The sequence below is a fragment of the Haemophilus sp. HN_Hi16 genome, from assembly GCF_049823435.1.
Taxonomy (GTDB): domain Bacteria; phylum Pseudomonadota; class Gammaproteobacteria; order Enterobacterales; family Pasteurellaceae; genus Haemophilus; species Haemophilus influenzae_D.
This window is the reverse complement of record NZ_CP187500.1, coordinates 1,896,708-1,914,526: the sequence shown is the minus strand read 5'-3', so window position 1 is coordinate 1,914,526 and position 17,819 is coordinate 1,896,708. Positions and strand designations below refer to the sequence as shown.

Annotated in this window: 15 protein-coding genes and 2 pseudogenes; 6 read left to right on the top strand and 11 right to left on the bottom strand. The window is 36.1% G+C overall.

Features of this window, described 5'->3' with window-relative positions:
* Positions 1-30: 30 nt before the first annotated feature.
* From ACPT9C_RS09500 to ACPT9C_RS09475, 6 genes and pseudogenes are all read right to left on the bottom strand, one after another.
* Positions 31-256: pseudogene (locus ACPT9C_RS09500) on the bottom strand (transposase); the annotation flags it as partial.
* A 43-nt stretch (positions 257-299) separates the two neighbouring features.
* Positions 300-800, bottom strand: a complete 501-nt coding sequence (gene napF / locus ACPT9C_RS09495; protein ID WP_061671259.1) for a ferredoxin-type protein NapF — start codon at positions 798-800, stop codon at positions 300-302.
* A complete protein-coding gene (gene dmsD, locus ACPT9C_RS09490) occupies positions 800-1,411 on the bottom strand; it encodes a Tat proofreading chaperone DmsD (RefSeq protein ID WP_050948635.1) in 612 nt (203 codons plus the stop codon). Before dmsD ends, napF begins: the two co-directional genes overlap by 1 nt.
* Before the next feature lie 111 nt (positions 1,412-1,522).
* The gene (locus tag ACPT9C_RS09485) at positions 1,523-2,362 is read right to left on the bottom strand and encodes a dimethyl sulfoxide reductase anchor subunit family protein (RefSeq protein ID WP_050948634.1); all 840 of its coding nucleotides are present in this window, start codon (positions 2,360-2,362) and stop codon (positions 1,523-1,525) included.
* A gap of 1 nt (position 2,363) precedes the next feature.
* Positions 2,364-2,981, bottom strand: coding sequence for a DMSO/selenate family reductase complex B subunit (locus ACPT9C_RS09480; RefSeq protein ID WP_038441398.1), 618 nt, complete (start codon positions 2,979-2,981; stop codon positions 2,364-2,366).
* A 10-nt stretch (positions 2,982-2,991) separates the two neighbouring features.
* Entirely contained in the window at positions 2,992-5,415 is a 2,424-nt protein-coding gene (locus ACPT9C_RS09475) for a DMSO/selenate family reductase complex A subunit (RefSeq protein ID WP_423717245.1), read from the bottom strand.
* Positions 5,416-5,667: 252 nt separating this feature from the next.
* Here ACPT9C_RS09475 and ACPT9C_RS09470 point away from each other — a divergent pair, with 252 nt between their 5' ends.
* Genes ACPT9C_RS09470 through ACPT9C_RS09460 form a run of 3 tightly spaced genes read left to right on the top strand, consistent with a single transcriptional unit; the run spans position 5,668 to position 7,402 of the window.
* The gene (locus ACPT9C_RS09470; protein ID WP_050948632.1) at positions 5,668-6,777 is read left to right on the top strand and encodes a transglutaminase-like domain-containing protein; all 1,110 of its coding nucleotides are present in this window, start codon (positions 5,668-5,670) and stop codon (positions 6,775-6,777) included.
* On the top strand, positions 6,752-7,114 hold the full coding sequence (locus ACPT9C_RS09465; RefSeq protein WP_050948631.1) for a mercuric transporter MerT family protein: 363 nt from the start codon (positions 6,752-6,754) through the stop codon (positions 7,112-7,114). Before ACPT9C_RS09470 ends, ACPT9C_RS09465 begins: the two co-directional genes overlap by 26 nt.
* Before the next feature lie 9 nt (positions 7,115-7,123).
* On the top strand, positions 7,124-7,402 hold the full coding sequence (locus ACPT9C_RS09460; protein ID WP_050948630.1) for a heavy-metal-associated domain-containing protein: 279 nt from the start codon (positions 7,124-7,126) through the stop codon (positions 7,400-7,402).
* Between the two features lie 89 nt (positions 7,403-7,491).
* Here ACPT9C_RS09460 and sodC read toward each other — a convergent pair.
* The 5 genes and pseudogenes from sodC to ACPT9C_RS09435 form a co-directional block, all read right to left on the bottom strand.
* A pseudogene (gene sodC / locus ACPT9C_RS09455) lies at positions 7,492-8,053 on the bottom strand (superoxide dismutase [Cu-Zn] SodC).
* Between the two features lie 139 nt (positions 8,054-8,192).
* Positions 8,193-8,846, bottom strand: coding sequence for a capsule polysaccharide exporter ATP-binding protein BexA (gene bexA / locus ACPT9C_RS09450; RefSeq protein WP_118879786.1), 654 nt, complete (start codon positions 8,844-8,846; stop codon positions 8,193-8,195).
* Positions 8,843-9,640, bottom strand: coding sequence for a capsule polysaccharide exporter permease BexB (gene bexB / locus ACPT9C_RS09445; protein WP_050948628.1), 798 nt, complete (start codon positions 9,638-9,640; stop codon positions 8,843-8,845). The genes bexA and bexB overlap by 4 nt, the downstream gene beginning before the upstream one ends.
* The gene (gene bexC / locus ACPT9C_RS09440; protein ID WP_050948627.1) at positions 9,640-10,773 is read right to left on the bottom strand and encodes a capsule polysaccharide exporter BexC; all 1,134 of its coding nucleotides are present in this window, start codon (positions 10,771-10,773) and stop codon (positions 9,640-9,642) included. Before bexC ends, bexB begins: the two co-directional genes overlap by 1 nt.
* Before the next feature lie 14 nt (positions 10,774-10,787).
* The gene (locus ACPT9C_RS09435; RefSeq protein WP_050948626.1) at positions 10,788-11,972 is read right to left on the bottom strand and encodes a polysaccharide biosynthesis/export family protein; all 1,185 of its coding nucleotides are present in this window, start codon (positions 11,970-11,972) and stop codon (positions 10,788-10,790) included.
* Between the two features lie 414 nt (positions 11,973-12,386).
* Here ACPT9C_RS09435 and wecB point away from each other — a divergent pair, with 414 nt between their 5' ends.
* The 3 genes from wecB to ACPT9C_RS09420 are packed head-to-tail and all read left to right on the top strand — an operon-like array spanning position 12,387 to position 17,814.
* Positions 12,387-13,511, top strand: a complete 1,125-nt coding sequence (gene wecB / locus ACPT9C_RS09430; protein ID WP_050948625.1) for a non-hydrolyzing UDP-N-acetylglucosamine 2-epimerase — start codon at positions 12,387-12,389, stop codon at positions 13,509-13,511.
* 17 nt (positions 13,512-13,528) lie between these two features.
* Positions 13,529-14,794: a UDP-N-acetyl-D-mannosamine dehydrogenase gene (gene wecC / locus ACPT9C_RS09425; protein WP_050948624.1), complete on the top strand. Its 1,266-nt coding sequence runs from the start codon at positions 13,529-13,531 to the stop codon at positions 14,792-14,794.
* Positions 14,795-14,838: 44 nt separating this feature from the next.
* Complete coding sequence (locus tag ACPT9C_RS09420; protein WP_061671257.1) at positions 14,839-17,814, top strand: glycosyltransferase; 2,976 nt, start codon at positions 14,839-14,841, stop codon at positions 17,812-17,814.
* The last annotated feature ends 5 nt before the right edge of the window (positions 17,815-17,819 follow it).

The window sequence follows — 17,819 nt, the reverse complement described above, 5'->3', positions numbered from 1 at the left end:
ATGGCATTTTGCTTGATTCCAAAAATTTTAAATTCCGTTCACGTGGTTGTGATTTTCAGTAAAATGCAAGCTGTGATTAATGCCGAAAATGGCTAAATTCACTGATATCAAGCACATCATAACTACGAAAGGTATCCGTGTACACAATGCTATCAGGCTTAACTTTCTCTCGGATAATTGGCAATAATATCGCTGATTGTGCATTAGGGACAACGATGGTATAAACCTTGCCATTTCGTTTGAGAAGCCTGAATACTAAATGGGATTTTTAGTCGTTATTTAGTACAGTCTCAAGATTTTTATTTAAGTGTAATGGCTGCGACAAAACAGGTAATTTTACATTCTCCGCATCCATTGCAACGTTCATTATCAATCTCTAAAGTGCTGGAGATTGCTTGTTGTGGGCAAGCGGTTTGGCAGTCTGGACAGGTTTGATTTTGTAGGATTAAACAGGCTGAGGAAAATTGTGGACGAAGTAATGTATCCGCTGGAAAATTAGGATGTAGTGCATTTGTCGGACAAACTTCTGCGCATTTACCACACAAATCACAAGGTGCGTAGTTAATTTCAAGGGTGGCTTGTTGCTGTTTTAGTTGAATTAAACCATTAGGGCAAGCTGAAGCGCATTCCCCACAACCATTGCAGACGGCGGAAAATAAATCTTCTCGTGCTGAAAAGGGAGGACGAAACTGCGTTTTTTCTATTGTTGATTTTGTAGCTGGAAATACATGACGCAATAGTCCTCTACGAGAAATGTGATGGTGGCTTAAATAAGCCTGATAATAGGCTTCGTTTTTCATTATCGATAAAATCTTACTGTCGGTACATTAATATGTAAATCTACTTGCCATTGTTGTAAAGTTTTTATGGTAAGTAATGCAAGAGCTTGATAAAAATCAGAATTTTCTATTTTGCTTAGTTGTTCAAGGAAATGATACGCCCAAGTTAAGAAGTGTTCACGTAGAAATTCGATTAATAAGTGCGGTTGATTTTCTGCTAAATATGCAGCAAGCATTAGCATTAAGCCAATATGATCTTCTGGTTCATCTTGTTGTGTTTGAAATGCGATTTGATGTTGTTGTAAGAAATCGCGTAATGCTAAGAGAGAATTACCAAAAATAACACATTCAGGATCAAGATATACGGATCCCCAAGGTGGCGTAGGTAATTCATTTGGACCAATAAATAAATACTGATATTGTTCAGTGATATTTTGTTGCAGCCCTTTTTCAATAAGTGCGGTGATTTTTTTATGTGTTTTTACATCAAATGAAATTTCCCATTCTTGCATCCAATTTGGTTGGCGAAAGAATGTCAAAATATCAGTAAGTCGTGCATCATTAGGCTCATAGTAAAATACTGCACCGAGTAAACGCCCATAAATAGAAATTTGTTGAAGAGTATTTTGCATAGTATCTCCGAAAACAATTTGTCGTTAGTGAATGGGGATATGAGGGTTGGTTAAATATTACTAATTAACGTTTCTAAAAATTGAGGCGTATGCTATACGCCTCAACATAATTTAACCACCAATCGTCATGCCGTAAGTCATATGTAATCCATAAAATAATACGCGACCGATGCCTTCAGCTACTAACGTTAATAGAACGGAAATACCTAATAGTCCTATGTTTTTCACTCGGAATAAGAGGAAAGCTACAATGGAAAGTAAACATAAGCGAGTTACGGTCATTATGGCATAATTTGGTACGAGGTCAGCGGCATTTTGAATAGCACTGTGAATATTGTGTAAATTGAAGCCTTGATATATGGCTACTATTGCGACCAATAATACTCCAATGGCAAATAAACTTGGCAGATGCTGAAGCTGATATTCACGTTGTTTATTAGGGATTAATAACGCATAGCTTAATGTTAATCCACCTAATACAACGGTAAGATAGAATGACCAAGAGGTTAATGCATTATTCCAAGTTGGTATGCTTGTAATATGGTAAACCTGATTCATTACATACATAAATAGTATGCCGATAAGAGCGGTCACAATTCGCCATACATTTCCAAGTGAAACTGGCATTTTACCTAAAATTGCAATCAGCCAGTAGAAACCTGCTAATGCGAAAAATATTGCACCAGTGGCAATTTCATTACTCATCATTGATGAGCCGACTCTATTAAGTGAATTAAATGCACGTATAGGTAAGCCAAGATGCATAATGGAAGCAATAAATCCAATACCTAGCAAAGCCAAAATCACAAACATTACTTTATGAATATAAGTGCTACTTTTTGTATTTTTCTCATTAAATAGTACAAATGTGAAAACAAGCCAAGCACCGACCGCACTTTGTGCCAAAACTGTAAAAAATACTAGTGGCAGTTCATATAATCCTGTATTCATCTTACACCTCTCTTGGGTTTCCTAAGAACCCACTTGTATCGCCACTTAAACGAGCGTGTTTATTGGGTTTTACCACTAAATTTGGTTGAGTGATATCAGCCGGTGGTAGTGGTGCGATGGAGGCTTGTGTGCCATATTTTGCTCGAAGTTCATCAATAGGAGCGAAATCCAATGCTCGTAGTGGGCAGGCATCAACACAAATCGGTTTTTGACCTGATTTTACGCGAGAATAACATCCATCACATTTTGTCATATGACCTTTTTGTGCATCATATTGCGGTGCATCATAAGGACATGCCATATGGCAATAACGACAACCGATACAAATTTCTTCATTGACGATCACGAAACCATCTGCATTTTTGTGCATTGCACCAGTTGGGCAAACTTTTGTACAAGCAGGATCTGCACAGTGATTACAAGAAATAGACATATAATAAGCAAATATATTTTGATGCCAGCATCCATCTGCTTGTTGATTCCACTGACCACCTGTATATTCATAAATACGACGAAAATTGACTTCTGTGCCAAGATCTTTGTAATCCTTACAGGCTAATTCACAAGTTTTACAGCCTGTGCAGCGTTCAGAATCAAAATAAAAACCATATTGTTCCATAATTATCCCCCTACAAACGTTCCACTTGAACTAAATTAGAATGTTGCGGATTACCTTTCGCAAGCGGTGATGGGCGTTGTGTCGTAAGTACATTAATGCAACCTGAATGATCGATACGATCTTTATCTGGTGCATACCAAGCCCCCTCGCTTAATGCCACAACCCCTGGAATAATACGGGGGGTAATTTTTACATTAATACGTACTTCGCCTCGATCATTAAAGATACGAATCATATCGCCATTTTTAATATTACGAGGTTCTGCATCAATAGGATTCATCCAAACTTCTTGTGGATTAGCTGCTTTTAATACATCCACATTGCCATAAGTTGAATGGGTTCTCGCTTTATAGTGAAAACCACTTAGTTGTAACGGATATTTTTCCATTAATGGATCACCGTAATGCTCAAAACTTTGGGCGTGAATAGGTAAGGGATGAATCACTTCATCTTCTGCTAATTTCCAAGTTTTTGCTATTTCAGCTAGACGAGAAGAATAAATTTCAATTTTGCCAGATGGCGTTTTAAGTGGATGGGCTTCTGGATTATCACGGAAATCTTTGTATGCAACTTTAAAGCCATTAGGATCAACCTTTTTAAAAATACCTTGTTGTCTAAATTCTTCAAAAGTAGGTAATTCAGGTAATTTTTCTCGAGATTGCTCATAAATATGGCGTAACCATTCCTCTTGTGTTCTTCCTTCAGTAAATTTTTCTTTTACGCCCATTTTCTCAGCTAAATCACTCAACATATCGTAAATAGGTCTACATTCAAAAGATGGTTTGATCACTTGATCTGCAAAAATGACATAGGCCATATTGGATACAAAGGCATCTAAAGCGAAATCCATTTGTTCTGAAGTTGTACAATCTGGTAATAAAATATCACTGTATTTGGCAGTAGATGTCATATGATTATCAATAGTAATGATCATTTCACATTGGGTATCATCTTGTAAAATATCGTGGGTACGATTGATTTGTGCATGCTGATTAATCAAACAGTTACTTGCGTAATTCCAAATTACTTTAATGGGGGAAGATAATTTATCAACACCACGAATACCATCTGTAAGTGCGGTCATTTCTGTGCCTCGAATAATTGCATCTGTCCATAAAAACATTGGAATGCTTGCTTTCACGGGATTTTTCAGCGTAGGCATCCGCACAAATGGAATGCTGTACGCACTTTCACGTGCACCAGTGTTACCGCCGTGAATTCCAACATTACCCGTTAAGATTGGTAACATCGCAATGGCACGAGAGATTAATTCTCCATTACTACGACGTTGAGGCCCCCAGCCTTGGGAAATAAAGGCAGGTTTTGTACTACCAATTTCACGTGCGAGTTTAATAATTCTCTCCGCTGGAATACCAGTGATTTTAGCCGCCCATTCAGGGGTTTTAGCGATACCATCATCATCACCATAACCTAAAATATAGGCTTTATAATGACCATTTTTAGGGGCGTCAGCGGGTAATGTTTTTTCATCATAACCAACACAATATTTATCTAAGAAAGGTTGATCCACGAGATTTTCTTTAATCATTACATAAGCAAGGGCAGCAACAAGGGCTGCATCAGTACCCGGACGAATTGGGATCCACTCATCTTCACGCCCTGCACCAGTATCATTATAACGAGGATCGATAATAATCATTTTGGCATTGGAACGAGCTTTGGCTTGTTCAATACAATAAGTTAAACCACCTCCACTCATACGAGTTTCTGCAGGATTATTACCGAATAACACTATTAATTTGGTGTTTTCAATGTCAGCCATTCCATTTCCCAATGCCCAACCACCACCATAGGTATAATCTAAACCGACTGCAATTTGTGCGGTGCTGTAATCACCATAATGGTTTAAATATCCACCAATACAATTCATAAAACGAGCGATCATAGTGGATGCAGGTGGCCAAGATTTAGCCATTGTGCCACCGAGTGTTCCCGTACCATAGTTTAAATAAATTGATTCATTGCCATATTTTTTGATATTGCGTTTCAATGCGTCTGCAATTTCAGTTAAAGCCTCATCCCAACTGATTCGTTTGAATTTACCTTCTCCGCGTTTACCTATACGTTTCATTGGATATTTTAAACGGTCTGGGTTATACACCCGACGACGCATAGAACGTCCACGTAGACAAGCACGAACCTGATGATCAAGATTATATGTTTCTGTCCCCGTATTATCGGTTTCCACATAAGTGATTCGGTTATCTTTTACGTGCATTCGTAATGGACAACGGCTACCACAGTTTACTGTATAAGCACTCCAAACAATACGTTCCTGGCTATTTTCATTGAGGTATTGTGTCTCTTTAGCCATTACATTGAAAGGTAAAGTAAGATTTGAAACTGCCAGTGCAGCTCCCGCAGATGACGCCTTGACAAAATCTCGGCGACTTATTTGATTAAAGTTACTCATAATATCGTCCCCCACAGTAAGATCGAGTAATAACTAAAACGAGTTAATTATAATCTTTGTATAGAAGTTTTACTTGAGCCAAATCAACTAATTATTAATAGGTACATTATTTATAGGGTATTTTAGTAGGTTGATGTTTTTATAAATTTTGGAATAACAAATTGACTATAGATTTAAAAATCCGTTAGCATAGTGGCGTATTAGTTTATCTAATATGTTAAGTTTAACTATTATTAACTAGAGGATCTTTTCATGAAGAAACTTATCGCGGTTGCGGTGTTTTCTGCGTGTGGCTCGTTAGCCCATGCAAACACCATTATTCCCAACTACAATACAGACGCCCATCTTTACGAATTCACGCAAACCTACGATTTAGTTGCACCAAAAGGCTCGCAAGGACAAACCAATTTATGGGTTCCATTGCCATTTAATGGAGAATACCAACAAGTGAAATCGATTCACTTTGAAGGTAATTACATGAATGCCTATATAACAGAAAACAATAAATACGGTGCGAAAACCTTATTTGCCACTTGGGATAAAGATGCACAAAAACGTGATTTAAAAGTCACGATGGTCATTGAAACAAAAGACCGTGAACCGATGGTGAAAGGTGCTTTAGAGAATTATACTCCGCCAAAAGATATTCAGTATTCAGTGGATGTACAAGAGTACTTAAAAGCTACTCCACATATTAAAACTGATGGCATTGTGAAAGAATTTGCTGACAAAATCGTAGGTAAAGAAACTAATCCATTGAAAAAAGCAGAACTTATTCACCATTGGATCGTAAAAAATATGGAACGTGATAATTCTGTATTAGGTTGTGGCGACGGCGATGTAGAAAAAATTCTTACTACTGGCGTATTAAAAGGTAAATGTACCGATATTAACTCTGTATTTGTGGCGCTTGCTCGTGCGGCAGACATCCCAGCCCGTGAAATTTTTGGTATTCGCTTAGGTGCGGCAGAGAAAATGGGCAAATATTCCAAAGGTGCTTTCGGTAGTGCGAATGAACAAGGCATCGCAAACGTAAGTGGCGGTCAGCACTGCCGTGCTGAATTCTACCTTGCTGGTTTTGGTTGGGTACCAGTGGATTCCGCAGACGTTGCCAAAATGCGTTTAGCTGAGAAAAAATCTGTTGAAGATAAAGATACACAGGCCGTAGCAAAATATTTGTTTGGTAACTGGGAAGCAAACTGGGTCGGATTTAATCATGCCCGTGACTTCGATTTATATCCACAACCAGAACTGGCTCCAATCAATAACTTCGGCTATCCGTATGCTGAAGTGGGTGGCGATCCGTTAAATTCCTTTGATCCAAAAGAATTTAAATATGACTACGTCTCTAAAAAACTCTAATAAATCCTTTTGGATTGCCATAGCCACCGCACTTAGTGCCGCGGTGGCATCAACGTTGTGCTGTATTGCGCCTTTGATCTATTTAGTATTTGGCGTGTCATCTACATGGTTGATTGGCTTGGGCGAATATGATTATTTGCGTATTCCTATGCTTATCGTTTCATTATGTGCCTTTACCTATGGATTTTGGCTGTTGATGTTTTCCAAAAAAATCATTTGTAGCAAATATATTTCCCGTAAAAAGCTCATTGTTTTATATTGGATTGTATTTATTGTCATGCTCTTTTTCTTAACTTATCCAACCATTTTACCGTGGATTTTAGAGCTTTCTAATTAGGAACAAAAAATGAAGAAATTAACGATCGCACTTTTACTTTCATTATTCACCTTCTTTATCGCTCAGGCGGAAGAAACAAAGCAAGTTGTGCTAAAAGTGAATGAAATGAACTGCCAGCTTTGTGCTTATTTAGTGAATAAAGAGTTACGCAATATTGATGGCGTGATTTCCACTAAAGCCTCCATTAAAGATAGAACCGTTACTGTTGTAGAAGACCCCAAAGTGGTTGATGAGCAATTGATTAATGCCATTCACAAATTGGAATATACAACGGAAGTGATTAAATAAAGTGATAAAAAAATAAAAGTGCGGTCGATTTTTGAGAGGTTTTAAAACTCTTTAGAAATTGACCTCACTTTTTATCTTTAAGAATCGACTTATTTAATCACGCCACATGCCATACGTGGACCGCCACCGCCAAGTGGAGCAGGATGATCTGAGTGGTTATCGCCACCTGCGTGAATCATAATAGAGTGACCACGAACTTCATCTAATTTTTTAAGACGTGGAGCTAAAACAGGGTTAGTTGCTGTACCATCATGTAATACTGTTAAAGCCGGTAAGTCACCTAAGTGAGCATCATCTTGCCATGGGTAACCATGTTGTTTTGCACCTTTAGAATCCCAGTGACCGCCAGCCGCCTAAATCTGCTATTAATTTACCGTCTTTTTCTTTTGGTTCACAGCTTGGGTTTTCATGAATATGGAAACCATGTAAACCTTCAGCTAAACCTTGTAGATTTGGTGTAAACACTAAACCATAATTTGATTCAGTAATGGTTACAGTCCCTACATCTTTGTTACCATTTGCAGGATCTAATTGTTGTACTTTTACTTCGATTGAAGGACCTGCTGGTTTTGCCATATGGTCATGTGCATTTGCCACGCCAGCAGCACAAATTCCGCTGATTGCTAATGCTAAGAGAGTTTTCATTTTCATCATAAGCTCCTTTACTTTAGAAAGACTCAAATTAATTCTACTTAAATACCAATAAAAAAATAGTGGTTTATATTAAATATTTGACAATTAAATTGACTTAATTTCCCTATTGATCGTAAATTAAATTACTGATTATTAATTATTTTTGCGTTTCATTGTAGTATTGATATGCTTTATCCATATCTTCAAAATGATGCATGATGCCATTTTCCAATACTACCGCATTATCACAATAAGCTCTCATTGCACTTGGACTGTGTGAAACCAAAATAATTGAACGATCTTTGCGCTTTTCAAATAATTCATACTTGCATTTCTTTGTAAATCGAGAGTCTCCCACCGCTATTACTTCATCGATCAAGTAACAATCAAATTCAACAGAAAGCGAAAGAGCAAATGCAAGCCGAGCTTTCATCCCTGAAGAGTATTTCTTAACTGGTTCATAAAGATAATCACCTAATTCAGAAAACTCTTTTGTAAAACGAGTCACATATTCAGGATCAACATCACATAAACGGCAGATAAAAAGCAGGTTATCCATCCCGGTTAAGCTTCCCTGAAATGCACCACTAAAAGCTAATGGCCAAGAAATACTCATTGAACGATCAATAGTGCCGCTTGTTGGGGGTTCTACTCCACTGATCAACCGAATAAGTGTTGATTTGCCTGCTCCATTTCGTCCTAGGATCCCAATTTTCTCACCTTTTTTTAACTCAAAATTGATATCTTTTAGTACCGTTTTCCAACCACTATTAGTGTGATACTTTTTACACACTTTATTCACACGAATCATTGCGGCTCAATCCCTTTACTGAAATTTTTAACCATCACTAAGCCAATTAGCAATAAAGCCAAATCACTTACGACTAAAAATCCGATGCTCTCATAAGTGACTACCGTATCCCCAAAGTAACCATGACGAAACATTTCCGTACCATGAATCATTGGAAGCCAAAGTGCAATAGATTGAGCCTGTGATGGAAGATTATGTACAAAGAAAAATGCTCCTGAAATAGGTAACAATACGAAACTTAAGGTCCCCCAAATTTTACCAAAAACCTCAAATTGCTGAGCGATAGCACAAATAATTAGGCCTAAGCTAAAAGCAAACATAGCCATGAGAAACCATGCAATAAGCATATAAAACACATCTTGTGGCGCATCAATCCAACCGATCATCACCAGGATTACCATAAAAAGAATTTGAGCAATAGAAGCCCCCGCCACCTCCAGTAAAACTCGTGTAAAAATAGTATCTAACACACGAACATTTCGATGATAAAGTAAGCTAAGATTTGCTGAAATTGATCCAATTGCACGATTCGAAGCATTGCGCCACATCATCGCCATAGGATAGCCCGTCATGACAAAAGCAATCATATTTAAAGTTGAAAATTTATCAGCACGAATAAATTTCCACATCATCACAATAAAAAAAGTCATGAGTAAAGGCTCAACAAACAGCCATAGAAAGCCAATATTTTTACGCCCATAACGAGTGATTATTTCACGCATAAGTAATGCGTTAATCACCTTCCCTTGAATCGCTAATGATTGTTTAAACGTTGTTTGATCACCATATTTCATTAGTTTTTATGCTCTCTTATGCTTGCGATAAGTAAACTCAATACACCATATAACATTAAACCGACAATAAAGGTCGCAATGATATTATAAATACGACTTGGCTCTAATGCCCAGTCAGGTTTACTTGGTTGACTAATTATTTCTAAATAAAGTTGTTGGCGATCGGCTTCTCCGCGAGTGTTTTGTAAAGATGTCATTGCTGCGGTCAATTGTTGTTGAGCAAGCTCATTGTCTAAGACTAAACGTTGATAATCTGCAGTTTGTGTTGCAGCTGAATTTCCATTACCTGATAATTGACGTGTTTGTTCATCAATTTCTCTTTTCAAACTTTTCTGGCGCATTTGCAATGCGGGTACTTGTGGGTTATCTGGCGTGATTGAAGTTAATTGTGCTAATTGAGTTTCAACTCGGATTAATTCACTTTTCAACATTGAAATTAATGAAATTTGCACTCCAGATTGAGCCGGTAAATCAAAAATTTTATTTTTAATACGATATTGACTCAATGCTTGTGCAGTTTCATTCACATTTTTCTCTGCATCTTTTACGGCCTGCTCAGCAAATTCAATCGTATCTTTTCTTGCACGCTCATTTAATCTATTGATTAATGATTCACCTTCTTTCAATAAGCGCTCATTGATTTGATAACCTTCTTCAGCATCAAAAGCATGCACTCGCAATGTTGCAATGCCAGAAATAGAATCCACATCAACACTCAAACGTTCTTTAAAATAACGATAGAATGCCTCTTGTGTATCATTCAAACCAAACCCATTAAAGCGGCTTAATAAATCGCCTTTTTCAGAATAAAAAGTGCGAAGAGGCAAACTTTGCTCTAATGCTGATAGTGCTGTACGTGAACGCATATACTCTTGCACAGAGTAAGTATCATCCTGTGAACGAGAAAAACCCGTACTTTGCAATAATGCACCAACTCCGCTTAAAGAAGACTGACTACGAGGAGAACGTACTACAAAACTAGATTCTGAAACATAAATATCAGATGCTAACAGACCAAAATATACTGCAGAAAAAGCAGTTGGAATCAATACAGTTAATCCAAAAAGCGAATTCATTTTATTCCAAAGTGATTTCTTCTTTTTCTTCGGTGCCACTGGGTTTTCGGTTGTCATATTATCCCCTTAAATTAATAACTTCTGATCGTATTGGTCGTACTCGTTACCGGCGAGGTAATCGAGAAAATCATTCTCAAGAATTTTTGGAATTCTGAAAGCGGTGCATTCGACACATACACAATATCTTTATCTTGGATAGGGAAGCGTTGTAATAAAAACATGGTTTCCGGTTGTAATAAATTCGCACGGTATACGGTTGGCACTTCCATGCCATTACCATACCCCTTAGCCGCCCATTCTTGCTGTGCTTTAGAGTCTAATTGTGCAAACGGCGTATAACGGAATACAAAGACACCTCGTGGGTCAGAACGCGTGTCAATCAAACCGCCCATTTTACCAATTGCCTCAGCAAGCGTAATACCACTGCTAGAAAAACGTAACTGTTGATTATTACCTACAGCGCCTAGCCCTGTGAATTTATATGGCGTATTTAAAAGTGAAATCACATCCCCTGCACGTAATACAATATTTTGCTTAGGATCGGCAATTAAGGTTTCAAATGCCAATGTTTTCACTTGATTTCCTCGCGTAAGCTGAACAGTCACATCTTCAATATTTTCTGTTGACCCACCTACTGCAGCCACTGCATCTAAAACACGTTCATCATTTGAAGTTAATGGCATACGCACAGTATTACCTTGACGAATAACAGTCACATCTGCTGAATTATTGTTAGCAATTTTAACTACTGCCTGTGGTTGATTTGCTTTACGTCTAAGGCTTGCCACAATCTGAGCTTGAACAACCTCTGGTGTCTTACCTACGACACTGATATTTCCAACAAATGGTACGGTTACCGTACCATTTTTATTCACGATTTGTGAAGGCAATTGCGTAACATGGCCACTGCCCTGTCCTTCACTACTAAAGGTTGTACCAAATAATACTGCAGGAGGCGCCTCCCAAATGGAAATCTCCAATACATCACCTACATTTACAGCACCAGCATAACCGCTGCTACCAGACACATCTGCAAACCCTGAAAAGCGTTGACTTTGTTGTGCCATATACATTTGTTGCACAAGTAATTCATTTAACTCAACAACATTAACTTTTGTAGCTAATTCCGATGCATCAGCCCCTTGGTTTATATCCAACACTGCAGAATGGCTCGGCCCTGAAGTGGGTAGCGAAGAACAAGCGGAAAGTCCAAATATCAAGGCAAAGCTGACCGCTCTTAATGGATAATTTTTCATTGAATGTTTCATTCCTATAAAATCTAAGAAAAATATAAATGAATACAAGAAAATAAATTGTGAAAAAGATGAAAAAATGCATCGCAGCTCTCTCTCCTTCATTCTTCCGTATTCGAAAATCAACCTTAGGAGTATACCATTTATTCTAGAAATAAAAAAATACTATTGAATTTACTGATATGTCAATAGTTGTTTTAAGGATTTAACGACAAGAAACTCTTTGATGAAAGCAACTAGATCTCCCATATCTTTCTTAGCTGAGTTATCTATGATATTATATGCAGAGGAGCTGAATTATATGAAATATTCTGTCTTTCTCATTCGATATTATTGAGATATAGGGGAAAGTGTAAACTCACTTTTACATGTAAAAATTTTTCTCATTTTACTAACCTAACTTAAAGGAAACCATATATGAAAATACTGACTGTTTTCGGTACACGACCTGAGGCAATAAAAATGGCGCCTTTAGTACATCAACTTAGAGAAAACCCACAAATCATATCTAAAGTCTGTGTAACAGGACAACATCGTGAAATGTTAGATCAAGTTCTTTCCCTATTCGAAATTGAACCGGACTATGATCTGAATATTATGAAAGAATCTCAAACACTACAGGGAATTACAACGAGTATTATTGAAAAACTAACTCCAGTTTTAGAAGAATTCAAACCTCACTATATTTTAGTTCACGGAGACACAACTACAACTTTTGCTGCAAGTTTAGCTGCTTTTTATCAAAAAATTCCTGTCGGTCATGTTGAAGCTGGTTTGCGCACGCAAAATATATATTCACCTTGGCCTGAAGAAGCGAATCGTTGTTTAACGTCAATGTTAACATCTTTACATTTTGCTCCAACTGAAACTGCAAAAAAGAATTTAATTGCAGAGAATAAAAAGCCAGAAGGCATTATTATTACAGGGAATACGGTTATTGATGCACTTTTAATAGTAACTGAGAAATTAAAAAATCCTATTTTAAGAACTCAAATGGAAGAATGTTTTCCATTTACTAAATATGATAAAAAAATCATTTTAATTACAGCTCATCGTCGAGAAAATCATGGTGATGGTATTAAGAATATCGGGCTTGCGATATTAGAATTAGCGCAGAAATATTCTGAATTTGAATTTGTACTTCCTCTACATCTTAATCCTAACGTAAGAAGACCATTACTAGAAATGCTTTCAAATATTGAGAACGTCCATCTTATTGAACCACAAGAATATCTGCCATTCGTCTATTTAATGTCATGTTCTCATATTATTCTAAGTGATTCAGGTGGAGTGCAAGAAGAGGCTCCATCCTTAGGAAAACCAGTGCTAGTTATGCGTGATACAACAGAAAGACCTGAAGCAGTAGCAGCTGGAACTGTGAAACTTGTAGGTTCAGATACAGATACTATTGTAAAAGAATTTTCTCTATTAACAGATAATCCATATTTGTACGAAAAAATGTCAATGGCAAAAAATCCTTATGGAGACGGCATGGCTTCCCATCGTATCGTAGAAACACTTTTAAAAAATAATCTTTTATAAAATAGGAAATAAACAATATGAAAAACAAAACAATCTCAGTTATTGGTTTAGGTTACATCGGTTTACCTGCCGCAGCAATGTTCGCCGCACAAGGTACTAAAGTTATCGGTGTAGATGTTAACCAACATGCTGTTGATACTATCAATCAAGGAAAAATTCACATTGTTGAACCTGGTTTAGGTGAAATTGTTCAAAAAGCAGTAGCCGATGGATTATTAAAAGCAGTTACTAAGCCTGAGCAGGCTGATGCATTTCTAATCGCAGTGCCAACTCCATTTAAAGGTGATCATGAACCAGATGTAAGCTATATTGAAGCTGTATCAAAAGCATTAGCTCCTGTTCTCAAAAAAGGAGATACCGTTATTCTAGAATCTACTTCACCGGTCGGTACCACTGAGCAAATGGTTGAATGGCTGTCAACTTCACGCCCAGATTTAAAATTCCCACATGAAAATAGTAACATCGATGATATTGATGTTTATGTTGCTTATTGCCCTGAGCGCGTATTACCAGGCCAGGTTATTCGCGAGTTAGTAGAAAATGACCGAATTATCGGTGGTATTACTGACGAATGTTCAAATAAAGCAATTGATGTTTATAAAATTTTCGTAAAAGGCGATCTAGTGAAAACTAATGCACGTACGGCTGAAATGAGTAAGCTTACTGAAAATGCTTTTCGTGATGTAAATATCGCCTTTGCGAATGAGCTCTCTTTGATCTCTGAACGCTTAAATATTAATGTTTGGGAGTTAATTGCTCTAGCTAACCGCCATCCTCGTGTAAATATTCTTCAACCCGGTTGTGGTGTCGGTGGTCATTGCATTGCTGTTGATCCATGGTTTATTGTAGATAAAACACCCGATTTAGCAAATATAGTTCGTACTGCACGAGAAGTAAATGACAACAAACCTAATTGGGTTATTGAGCAAGTCAAACAAGCTGTAGAAAAAGCAGCAAACCTTACAAATAAATCAACAAATGAAATCAACATCGTTTGTTATGGATTAGCTTTCAAACCAGATATCGATGATTTACGTGAAAGTCCAGCATTAGCGATTACTGAGAAATTAATGAATTTATATCCAAATCAAGTAAAAGCGGTTGAACCAAACTATAATGCAGAAGCAAACCATAGTGACAAAAAACTAACTTTACTAGACTATCAAGAAAGCCTAAAAACTGCAGATGTTGCTGTATTATTAGTTAACCATAAAGAATTCGTTGAAAACAAACCGCACTTTGGTAACAATGTAGTGGTAGTAGATATGAAAGGGATCTGGTAATTAAAGATAAGGGGGCTTTTGTCCCCTAAATAATAGGAATAGGTATGTCTAAAAGAAAAAAAATCAAAAAAAATCAAAAAAAATATCACTCTTATGAAGAAAAAATAGTACCGCAGCAAGAATTTTTTCAGTTTAATACAAGCTTAACGCTGTTTCACAATACAGCTATTGAACAAGATAAACGAATCCAAAGATTACAAAATAAAATTGATTTCTTACAGGAAGAAAAGAAAAATTTAACTAAAGCGATCCGTGAATTTGAAGTCGTCCATAGAGAATGGTTACAAGAAAAATCTAACTTAACTAGACAGAAAGAACAATTAGAAAAAAAAGCTCTTAGTTATGAGCACTCAATGTCATTTCGATTGGGATACGCCCTCATTTTTGGTTTTAAATCATGGACAGGCTTTAAACATTTAATTAAAACACTTTACACACTACCTTTTGAGAAGAGAACTAAAAAACAACAACGTACAGAAATATCAGTTACACTTCGCAAACCTGATTATTTAACTATTAATTGGAAAGGTCGCCGTACTATTACTCAATGGACAAGTCTACCTCAAAAAGAGTTTAAGGATTTTATTGAGCTTTTCGCAGTGGAGCGGCTTGAATTAAGAAACAGAGGGTTCTTTCAAACTATTGCTTGCAAAAATATTGACCAACTTGTCTTATCAATCAACATTGATAGTGAAGAAACCCCTAAGCAGACTAAACAAGCACTGGCAGCTATTACATTCTTAGATAAAGATAATAATACACTAGAATCTAGTATTGAATTACCACAAAGTAAAAAACTGGGGAAATACTATTTCTACCTTAATACAGAGAAAGATCAACAGGATAATTTATTTATTATCCCACCTTTAGATTGTGAAAATATAAAATTAGATATTGTTCCTTGGGATATAAAAGGAAAAATATCTGTACATAATAAAGTAGGCATATCTCACTATACAAATGGTATTAGTATCATTCTTCCAACATATAAAGGAGTTAATACTATTAAGAAATGCTTAGATTCTTTAAATAATCAAGACCTAAGTTATAGCCTATTTGAAATTATTGTTGTGATGAATGGTCCTAAAGATGGCACAGAAGAGTTATTAAGACAATATAAGTTGGAAAATCCTAATCTTAATTTAAGATATTATTCTTTGAAAGAAGCTAATGTAAGCAAAGCTCGAAATTTCGCTATTCAGAAAGCCAAATTTTCTTGGACTACATTTATTGATGATGATGATTATGTAGACACAAAATTCCTTTCTAGCTTATACAGTAAAGCTATGTATAACACATTAACATTAACTGGTATTGAAGATGTGTATGGGGAAGAAATTGTTGTAAGTCCAATAACTAAACAACTTGATAAAGCTATTCTAAAAGATGATATCCAATATAATGATGTCACTTCAACACTGACTATGAATGCTTGCAAACTTGTACCAACATATATGGTGAAATCTGTAGAATACGATTCAAATCTGCGCAGTGGTGAAGATGTGGTATTTTGGAGCGAAGTACTTGCTAAATTTATGCCAAGAGTTAGCTTAGTCCCTGAATATCAATATGCAAATTATAAACGCGTTGTTCGGGATAACTCCGTATCTCGCCAAAAAGAATCTTATGATTTTAATGTATTGCAACGTTTAGAAGTTATCAAAAAACTCTCCGATTTAATTAAAGGAACTTATAATCAATATATTAATCAGTTTATTCAGAGTAAAATTAAGGCTCAATCCGGCTTTATCACTAGATATCTCAAGAAAAATCCTGATGATTTTTCTAAATGCATACGAGATATTCAAAATCTCAAAATAAATAACCATATCATTCGAGATATAAATGCTCTATTTAGTGATACACTTATTATTTCTTATTGCTTTGCACCATTTATTGATACCTCTGGTGTAGTAATGAGTAAACGAATTAGAGAAATGAATAAGCCTGTTGATATTATTTATAACAATATGGATAAGGTAAGGCCTATTGATGAAGAATTAATGCTCATTGCAGATCCTTATCTAGGAGAAACAATAAAATTAAATAGCCCTCAATCGTTTTCAAACTGGCATTCTATTGAACAATTTGCAACTAATACATTAGTTGAAGTTGCAAAATTGTTTACTAAAAGACGGGTCTATAAATCAATTTATAGCCGAGCAATGTGGCCAGCCTCTCACTTTGCAGCTGCGATATTAAAAATAAAATATCCGCAATTGAAATGGAGTGCAGAATTTTCAGATCCAGTTTTAATGGACGTTTCTGGTAAAGCAAGATTTGAAGAATTACCTATTGAATGGTTAATTCACCATGGATTTATCTCAGGTAAAACTGAGACATATATTAACAATAATTTATTTTATTGGTGTGAAGCACTACCATATTTATATGCAGATGAATTAATCTTCACTAATGAGAACCAATTAGAATATATGCTTTCTTATGCTGATGAGTCTCATAAAGATATAATAAGAAGTAAAGCTGTGATCTTACCTCAACCAACGCTCCCAAGAAATTTCTATGAAATTTCCTGCGCTAAAATTGAGTTAGATAACAACTATACAAACTTAGCATACTTCGGCTCATTCTATGTCAATAGAGGATTTACGCCTTTTGTTGATGCTTGGAAAGAACTACCAAACCAATTAAGAGAATCATTCAGACTCTATATCTATACTCAACAAAATAGAGAGAGCATTCTAGAAACTACACCGAAAGAATTGCATGATTTAATCATTATTCAACCTTATGTTTCTTATTTTGACTTTCTGCATTTATCGGACCAATTCGATGCACTAGTTGTTATGGACGCAGAAACTGAAGGACTAAAAGTTAATAATCCTTATTTACCATCTAAAATTAGCGATTATTTAGGTAGTAAATCTGATATAATTGCCCTTATTGAGACAGGGAGTCCGATGAGTAAAATAAATCACCCTAATTTATTTAAAGTTGAATTAAAAGATAAAGAGAGTATTATATCTATATTACCCAGACTAAATAAAAATAAAGGATGAAAAAA